This window comes from Kitasatospora sp. NPDC056800, assembly GCF_042789775.1.
Classification (GTDB): domain Bacteria; phylum Actinomycetota; class Actinomycetes; order Streptomycetales; family Streptomycetaceae; genus Kitasatospora.
The window spans coordinates 1-7,786 of sequence record NZ_JBHUAL010000307.1; the positions used below are offsets into that span (position 1 = coordinate 1).

Annotated in this window: 8 protein-coding genes and 1 pseudogene; 7 read left to right on the top strand and 2 right to left on the bottom strand. The window is 71.8% G+C overall.

Going from position 1 to position 7,786, the window contains the following annotated elements; genetic code table 11:
* Positions 1–194: 194 nt before the first annotated feature.
* Positions 195–380 carry a hypothetical protein gene (locus tag ACFRQN_RS38795; protein ID WP_030057688.1) on the bottom strand — a complete coding sequence of 62 codons (186 nt, stop codon included), beginning with the start codon at positions 378–380 and terminating at the stop codon, positions 195–197.
* Between the two features lie 444 nt (positions 381–824).
* On the opposite strand from ACFRQN_RS38795, the gene ACFRQN_RS38800 reads away from it, so the two are divergent.
* The 4 genes from ACFRQN_RS38800 (at position 825) to ACFRQN_RS38815 (ending at position 4,835) form a co-directional block, all read left to right on the top strand.
* Positions 825–1,478 carry a response regulator transcription factor gene (locus ACFRQN_RS38800; RefSeq protein WP_049657097.1) on the top strand — a complete coding sequence of 218 codons (654 nt, stop codon included), beginning with the start codon at positions 825–827 and terminating at the stop codon, positions 1,476–1,478.
* A 73-nt stretch (positions 1,479–1,551) separates the two neighbouring features.
* Entirely contained in the window at positions 1,552–2,850 is a 1,299-nt protein-coding gene (locus ACFRQN_RS38805) for a sensor histidine kinase (protein ID WP_380745319.1), read from the top strand.
* Positions 2,851–3,079: 229 nt separating this feature from the next.
* The gene (locus tag ACFRQN_RS38810; protein WP_074005648.1) at positions 3,080–4,063 is read left to right on the top strand and encodes an acyl-ACP desaturase; all 984 of its coding nucleotides are present in this window, start codon (positions 3,080–3,082) and stop codon (positions 4,061–4,063) included.
* A gap of 472 nt (positions 4,064–4,535) precedes the next feature.
* On the top strand, positions 4,536–4,835 hold the full coding sequence (locus ACFRQN_RS38815) for a DUF4193 domain-containing protein (protein WP_030285479.1): 300 nt from the start codon (positions 4,536–4,538) through the stop codon (positions 4,833–4,835).
* A gap of 269 nt (positions 4,836–5,104) precedes the next feature.
* Here ACFRQN_RS38815 and ACFRQN_RS38820 read toward each other — a convergent pair whose 3' ends face one another.
* Entirely contained in the window at positions 5,105–5,554 is a 450-nt protein-coding gene (locus ACFRQN_RS38820; RefSeq protein ID WP_049657093.1) for a DUF3093 domain-containing protein, read from the bottom strand.
* Between the two features lie 134 nt (positions 5,555–5,688).
* On the opposite strand from ACFRQN_RS38820, the gene ACFRQN_RS38825 reads away from it, so the two are divergent.
* From ACFRQN_RS38825 to ACFRQN_RS38835, 3 genes and pseudogenes are all read left to right on the top strand, one after another.
* Positions 5,689–6,267, top strand: coding sequence for a PaaI family thioesterase (locus ACFRQN_RS38825; RefSeq protein ID WP_380745321.1), 579 nt, complete (start codon positions 5,689–5,691; stop codon positions 6,265–6,267).
* A pseudogene (dut, locus tag ACFRQN_RS38830) lies at positions 6,264–6,798 on the top strand (dUTP diphosphatase). Before ACFRQN_RS38825 ends, dut begins: the two are co-directional and overlap by 4 nt.
* A gap of 2 nt (positions 6,799–6,800) precedes the next feature.
* Positions 6,801–7,604 (top strand): DUF3710 domain-containing protein, encoded by an 804-nt coding sequence (locus tag ACFRQN_RS38835; protein WP_049657098.1) that lies wholly within the window; start codon positions 6,801–6,803, stop codon positions 7,602–7,604.
* Positions 7,605–7,786: the final 182 nt, after the last annotated feature.

The window sequence follows — 7,786 nt, forward strand, 5'->3', positions numbered from 1 at the left end:
TTGCCGGGTCCCGCGGCCCCGCCGCGGCACCCCGGGGGGGGGGACGGCCCGGACGTGCGACGGGCCCGGGTGCGAAGGCCCCCGGGCATGCGAAGAGCCCTGACATACGGGGGATGCCAGGGCCTGGGTTTCGCACGGCCCCCGTAGGGCCGCTGGTGCCGGAGGTCCGGCGACGGGTCGGTGTGCCGGACGGGTCAGGCAGCGGTGCGGTGGCGCTCCAGCACCGTGTCCACGCCGTGCTCGGCGGCGAGTCGGCGGAGGTCGTCCAGCTCGGACTGCTCCACCTCGGCGAGGAACTCGTCCCCGGCCTCGATCGCGCGGTGCAGGTCCTGCTCGGCGTTGGCTATGCGCTGCAGGATTCCGGCCTTGAAGGCGTCCATACGGGCCCCCTTACTGTGTCGGACGTGCACGGTCGTGCGCTCTCCGCCCCGGGGAAGGTCCAGCCGGTGAAAGCACCCAGGCCGGAAGGTGGTGGCAGTCCGGACGGGTGCGGAGACGGCCCTTCGGCCGCTCCCGGTGATGTCCCAGCCCCAGGGCCGGCGCGGATGAACGCACGGCGGGTGGGTGCGATCGGCCGTCAGCCAGATCGCGGGTGTGCAGCTGTCCTCCCCGCCCCCAGGGCGGGGAAACCTTTCGGCGCGAGAAAGTTGCCCGTGTCACAGTCCAAGCGGAGTGGTGCGGATGCGAACAGTGACCGCCGCGGACCCGGGTTCCGTGCCCGAGGGGCAGCTTATCGCTGCTTTACCGCCCGACCAGGCAGGATGGAGGCACCGTCGGAGCCGTGCGTCCGCTTCCGGGGCCGGCCTGGAGAAGGGACAACGACCGTGCGGGTTCTCGTCGTCGAGGACGAGCAGCTGCTTGCAGAGGCCGTCGCGACCGGTCTGCGCCGCGAGGCGATGGCCGTCGACGTTGTGTACGACGGGGAGGCCGCGCTCCAGCGCATCGCGGTCAACGACTACGACGTCGTCGTCCTGGACCGCGATCTTCCGCTGGTCCACGGGGACGACGTCTGCCGCAAGGTGGTCGAGCAGGGCCTGGCCACCCGGGTGATCATGCTGACCGCCTCCGGCGACATCAGCGACCGGGTCGAGGGCCTGGAGATCGGCGCGGACGACTACCTTCCGAAGCCGTTCGCCTTCAGCGAACTCGTCGCCCGGGTAAGGGCGCTGGGCCGCCGCGCGACCATCCCGCTGCCCCCGGTACTGGAGCGGGCCGGCATCTCGGTCGACCCCGGCCGGCGCGAGGTGATCCGCGACGGGCGCACCGTCCAGCTCGCCCCCAAGGAGTTCGCCGTCCTGGAGGTGCTGATGCGGGCCGGCGGTGCCGTCGTCTCCGCCGAGCAGCTCCTGGAGAAGGCCTGGGACGAGCACACCGACCCGTTCACCAACGTCGTGCGCGTCACCGTGATGACGCTGCGCCGCAAGCTCGGGGACCCGCCGGTGATCGTCACCGTGCCGGGCTCCGGCTACCGGATCTGACGACCGGAGTCCGCCCACCCCGAGACTCCCCGCCGTAAGCGCCCGCCCCGGCGGACGCCCCGAGAGGACCATCATGACCACCCCGCCCCCGGCCGGCGGGGCCTCCGGCGCGCCCGCCGGCGGCCCGCGTGCCGTCCCGCCGAAGCCCCTGACCCCGCCGCGCGTCCACCGCCCCGGGCCCTACGTCCCCGGCGACGGCATGCTCGCCTGGTTCCCCTTCCGCCCCACCATCCGGATGCGCCTCACCCTGCTCTACGGCGGGATGTTCCTGATGGCCGGCGTGGTGCTGCTGCTGCTGATGTACGTGTTCTTCCAGGACGCCGTCTCGTACCTGGCACCGCGCAACCTGGTCTTCGACGGCAGCATCCAGGTCACCGGCCCGGACGGCGTCCACTCCACGATGAACAGCACGAGCTACAACCAGTTGCAGGCCGCCGACTTCCTGGCGCGCTCCGACTCCGCGCTCAACACCCTGCTGCGCAAGTCGCTGACCATGCTGCTCTGCCTCGCCGTGATCGCCTTCGCGGCGGGCTACGCGATGGCCGGCCGGGTCCTGCGCCCGCTCGGCCGGATCACCCGCACCGCCCGCGACGTGGCCTCCTCCGACCTGCACCGCCGGATCGAGCTGGACGGCCCGGACGACGAGCTCAAGGAGCTCGCCGACACCTTCGACGGCATGCTGGACCGGCTGGACCGCTCCTTCGACTCCCAGCGCCGCTTCGTCGCCAACGCCTCGCACGAGCTGCGCACCCCGCTGGCGATCAACCGCACCCTGCTGGAGGTCCAGCTCTCCGACCCGGGGACCTCCTCCGACCTCCAGCAGCTGGGGAGGACCCTGCTGGCCACCAACGAGCGCAGCGAGCAGCTCGTCGAGGGCCTGCTGCTGCTCGCCCGCAGCGAGAACGAGCTGACCGACCGGCGCCCGGTGGAGCTGTCCGAGGTGGCCACCCGGGCGCTGGAGCAGACCCGGGGCGAGGCCGACAAGCGCGAGGTCGAGCTGCGTTCGAAGCTCGATCCGGCGATGGCCGCCGGCAACGGCGTGCTGCTGGAGCGGCTCGCGCTCAACCTGCTGCAGAACGCCGTCCGGTACAACACCCCGGGCGGCTGGGTCGAGCTGGCCACCACCGCGGTGCCCGGCGGCGGCGAGCTGGTGGTCTCCAACACCGGCCCGGTGGTGCCCGGGTACGAGCTGGAGCACATCTTCGAGCCGTTCCGCCGGGTCAAGGGCGCCGACCGCACCCGCAGCGACAAGGGGGTCGGGCTCGGCCTGTCCATCGTCCGCTCGGTGGTGCGCGCCCACGGCGGCACCATCGAGGCCACGCCGCGCGCCGGCGGCGGCCTCACCATGAGGGTCCGCATCCCCTCGCCGTAAGGGTCGAACGCCCCTTCCGCGGGCGACCGTTTCCAGCCGCCCCCGCCAGGCCCGTCAAGACGACATAAGGCCTGGCGGGGGCGGCTTGTCTTTTCCGGCCCGAGCAACTTACGGTGTCGTAACCTACGCAACCGTAGGTGAGTCCGTCGGCGCCCCGCCGACGGGTCCACGACGTGTCCCCGTCCAGCGCGCCCGTCCCAGCGCGTGCCGTCCCCTCAGGAGCACCACCGTGACCATCGCCCCTGTGCAGAGCAGCTCCCCGCTCGTCGCGAGCGGCTGGACCGACGCGCGGCTGATCCTCGCCCTCGAAGAGGTCGTCGAGAAGGAGCTCAACCGCCACCTGGGCGTGGCGAAGGAGTGGATGCCGCACGAGTTCGTCCCGTGGAGCCAGGGCCGCGACTTCGACGGCGTGCTGGGCGGCGAGGCCTGGTCGCTGGAGCACTCCAAGGTGACCCCGGTCGGCCGGGTGTCGCTGGTGGTCAACCTGCTGACCGAGGACAACCTGCCCAGCTACCACCACGAGATCGCGACCATGTTCGGCCGCGAGGGCGCCTGGGGCACCTGGGTGCACCGCTGGACGGCCGAGGAGGGCCGGCACGGAATAGCCATTCGCGACTACCTGCTCGCCACCCGCGCGGTCGACCCGGTGGAGCTGGAGCGGGCCCGGATGAGCCACATGTCGGAGGGCTTCGAGTCCGACAACGCGCACAGCATGCTGCACTCCGTCGCGTACGTGGCCTTCCAGGAGCTCGCCACCCGCATCGCGCACCGCAACACCGGCAGGTACGCCGGCGACCCGCTGTGCGAGCAGCTGCTGGCGAAGATCGCCAACGACGAGAACCTGCACATGGTCTTCTACCGGAACCTGCTGAAGGCCGCCCTGGAGATCGCCCCGGACCAGGCCATGCGGGCCGTCGCCGACGTGGTCACCGACTTCCGGATGCCCGGCCACGGCATCCCCGGCTTCGAGCGCGCCGCCGCGCAGATCGCCCTCGGCGGGGTGTACAACCTGCGCATCCACCACGACGACGTGCTCCAGCCGGTGCTGCGCCACCTCAAGGTGATGGAGATCGGCGGGCTCGGCCCGGAGGGCCTGCTGGCGCAGAACGAGCTGGGCGTCTTCCTCGACGGGCTGGACGGCCAGGCCCGGAAGTTCGAGGAGCGCCAGGCCGCCCTGCTGGCACGCCGGGAGGCCCGGAAGAACGCCGGCTGAGATGCTGGACCGAGCGGTCGGAGTGGGTGGATTTCCCGCGGTTTGCCCTGGATGATTCTGAACGTGACCAAGCTCACACCGTGTCGCTCCACGATTCCGGGCAACCCCGGAGAGTGATCACCTGATCAGGGGTGTCGATCGCCGTCCGTGACCGGATTCCGGTCACCGGTCGGTCCGCGGAATCGGTCGGCATCCCTGATGGACAAGGGATTCCCCAGACATCCACACCGATTGTGCTCACTGTGCGTGGTCGGTTTACCGGGTCCCCGGAAGGCTGGTGATGGCCCAGCGTGAGGCCTTCCACAGCCCTGGGGATCACCCCGATGGAGCCCGGGCTGAGTGTCGATTGAGTAACAGGGCTTGAAGTAAGGCAAAATCTCCGCCTCGGGTCGGGCACAAGACCGACCCCCCATGCGTTACGTGCGCTGGAGATACCGCACACACCGCACAACCCGGAGGGGGAGAGCGAAAAATGGCAACCGACTACGACACCCCACGCAAGACCGACGACGAGCTCAACGAAGACAGCATCGAGGAGCTCAAGGCTCGGCGGAACGACAAGGGCGGCAGCTCTGTCGACGTCGACGAGTTCGACGCCGCCGAGGGCATGGAGCTCCCCGGTGCCGACCTCTCGAACGAGGAGCTCGCCGTCCGTGTCCTGCCGAAGCAGGCGGACGAGTTCACCTGCATGAGCTGCTTCCTCGTGCACCACCGCAGCCAGCTCTACAGCGAGAAGAACGGCAACCCGATCTGCCGGGACTGCGGCGCCTGAGCACCGCGGCGGACAGGACCCGGTGCCCGCGGCTGCGCCCGCGGGACCGGTACACCGCTCCTTCCGGCCCCGGGCAGCGGGGCCGGACGGCAGGTCCGGGCATCGTCCGTCTGGACGGGCCCGGGAGGACGGAGTCGGCCGGTCGACCGGTCAGGACAAAGTCGTAGGGACGGTCCCGCAGTAGCGGAACCGTCCCTCTCCGTTTGTCCGGCCTCTTCCGTCCGGCTCGTGTCCGGGCCCGACCGCCTCGCGGCCCGGCCCGGTCCGCCTCAGGTGCGGGCGCCGCGCCGGGCGTCCTCCAGCGCCTCCGCCAGCTTCATCGGCGAGCGGGTCGACAGGTAGAGGTACGGCGTCGGGTCGGTCGGATCGGTCACCTCGACCCGCAGCGCCGTCGGGACGTAGCTGCGCAGCAGCATGAAGGCGCGCGGATCGGCCTTCCGGCCGCGCCAGGCCGCCGCCTCGGCGGGGCTCAGCGCCTGCGCGTCGCCGAGCGCGTCCACCGGGATCCGGGCCGGGCCGGCCACCAGGGAGCCCTGGACCACGCGGATGCGGGCCGAGCCGTAGCTGCTGATCGCGACCGCGCCGGCGGCGATGCCGACCACCAGTCCGATCAGCGCGGCCGGACCGCTGACCCGGATCAGGATCAGCGCGAACGTGAGGCCCAGCGCGATCGGGAGCAGCCACCAGGAGCGCGGCACCGTGAGGCGTTCGTCGTACATGCCTCCATTGTGGTCGCCCTGACGTCCGGCCCGGGACGCCACCCCCACCGGAGGCCCGCTACCCCTGGGTAGGCTGGGGCCCCGTGACCGGTACGACAGCCCCCAGCACCCCCACCGACCGGCCGGCGCCCGCCATACCGCCGTCCCCGACCACCCCGCCGCCGGACGCCGTCCTGCCGGAGCGCCACCCCCAGGCGCCCGCCCCCGGCACCCGGCTCGGCTCCCACTACGAGCACTGCTTCGGCTGCGGCCCGCAGCACCCCGGCGGCCTGCGGATCGACGCGGTCGCCGGCGAGGGACTCGACGTCACCGCCGAGTTCGCCGTCCGCGACGCCCACCAGGGCGGCCCCGGCCTGGCCCACGGCGGGCTGCTGACCACCGCCATGGACGAGACCCTCGGCACGCTCAACTGGCTGCTGCACGCCCCCGCCGTGACCGGCCGGCTGGAGACCGACTTCCTCAGCCCGGTGCCCGTCGACTCGGTGCTGCACCTGCGCGCCTGGATCACCGGTGTGCACGGCCGCAAGATCTACAGCGCCGCCGAGGCGCGGATCGGCGGACCGGACGGGCCGGTCGCCGTCCGGTCCCAGGCCCTCTTCATCCAGGTAAAGCTGGAACACTTCACCACGCACGGTCGTCCCGAGGACATCGAGAAGGTCCTCGACGACCCGGATCTGATGAAGCGCGCACGAGCCTTTGAGGTGAACCTTTGAGCGACACCCCCCGCCCGCAGCTGGACGTCCTGATCAAGCGCATCGACCCCGAGCTGCCGCTGCCCGCCTACGCGCAGCCCGGGGACGCCGGTGCCGACCTGCGCACCACCGTCGACGCGGAGCTGGCCCCCGGCGAGCGGGTCATGCTGCCCACCGGCATCGCCATCGCCCTGCCGGACGGCTACGCGGCCTTCGTCCACCCCCGGTCGGGCCTGGCAGCTCGTTGCGGTGTTGCCCTCGTGAACGCCCCGGGGACGGTCGATGCCGGGTACCGTGGAGAGATCAAGGTGATCGTCGTCAATCTGGACCCGCGCGAGGGGGTCAGCTTCCGCCGAGGGGACCGAATCGCCCAGCTGGTGATCCAGCAGGTCGAGAAGGCCCGTTTCCACGAGGTGGAGGAGCTGCCTGGGTCGGCACGCGCCGAGGGCGGGTTCGGGTCGACCGGCGGCCATGCCGCGGTCTAGCATGCCCGCGGCCTCGCAGGAAGCCGAGCAGGCATTCGCATCGGTCTTGGACCGGGAAGGGCAGTGACCGTGTTCCGTCGTCGCCAGAAGAGCGAGGACGCTGTCGAGCAGCTCGCCGACGACGCCATCAGCGCCGACGAGACGGCCGATGACGTCGAAGGTTCCGCCGAGAGCGAGAACGTGACCGAGCTGGACCCGGCCGACAGGGTCGGCCTGCCGCCGGCCCCCCGGCCGGACGGTCCGTGGGACCACTCCGAGCTGGAGAACCCCGAGGAGGGGCGCGTCGACCTCGGGGGTCTGCTGGTCCCCGGCGTCGAGGGCATGGAGCTGCGCGTCGAGGTCGCCGGTGACGCGATCGTGGCAGCAACCCTTGTGCTCGGAAACAGCGCCATCCAGCTCCAGGCCTTCGCGGCCCCGAAGTCGGAGGGCATCTGGGGGGAGGTCCGGGAGGAGATCGCCAACGGCATCACCTCGCAGGGCGGCCTCATCGAGGAGGAGGAGGGCCCGCTCGGCTGGCACCTCCGCGCCCGGGTCCCCGTGCAGCTGCCGGACGGCACCCAGGGTGTGCAGCTGGTGCGGTTCGTCGGCTGCGACGGTCCGCGCTGGTTCCTGCGCGGCGTGATCTCGGGCCAGGCCGCCGTGCAGCCGGAGATGGCCGGGATCCTGGAGCAGGTCTTCCGGCAGACGGTCGTCGTGCGCGGCGAGTCCCCGATGGCTCCCCGCGACCCGATCGTCCTGAAGCTTCCCGAGGACGCCCAGATGGTCGCCGACGGTGGCGGGGCGACCGCCGCCGCCGGTGAGGGCGAGAACCGCTTCGGCGGTACCGCGCTCGACCCGTTCGCGCGCGGCCCGGAGATCACCGAGGTTCGCTGACCCGGCTCGGGCCGGCTCCGGCCGGCCCTGATCGGCACTGATCGCCCCTGCCCGGGAGCCCGGGCAGGGGCGATTTGCATGTGACGTGCCGGTGCCCGTACAGTTCCGGAGTCGCCGCGGGAGACCGGGGCGGCAAAGCGGAAAGTGAATCCGATGAATGAAACTCCGGAAAACGGAGCGGA

Coding starts and splice junctions, on each gene's coding strand:
- ACFRQN_RS38815 (WP_030285479.1), top strand. CDS start 4,536: ATGGCAACCGACTACGACACCCCACGCAAGACCGACGACGAGCTCAAC.
- ACFRQN_RS38795 (WP_030057688.1), bottom strand. CDS start 380: ATGGACGCCTTCAAGGCCGGAATCCTGCAGCGCATAGCCAACGCCGAG.
- ACFRQN_RS38820 (WP_049657093.1), bottom strand. CDS start 5,554: ATGTACGACGAACGCCTCACGGTGCCGCGCTCCTGGTGGCTGCTCCCG.
- ACFRQN_RS38805 (WP_380745319.1), top strand. CDS start 1,552: ATGACCACCCCGCCCCCGGCCGGCGGGGCCTCCGGCGCGCCCGCCGGC.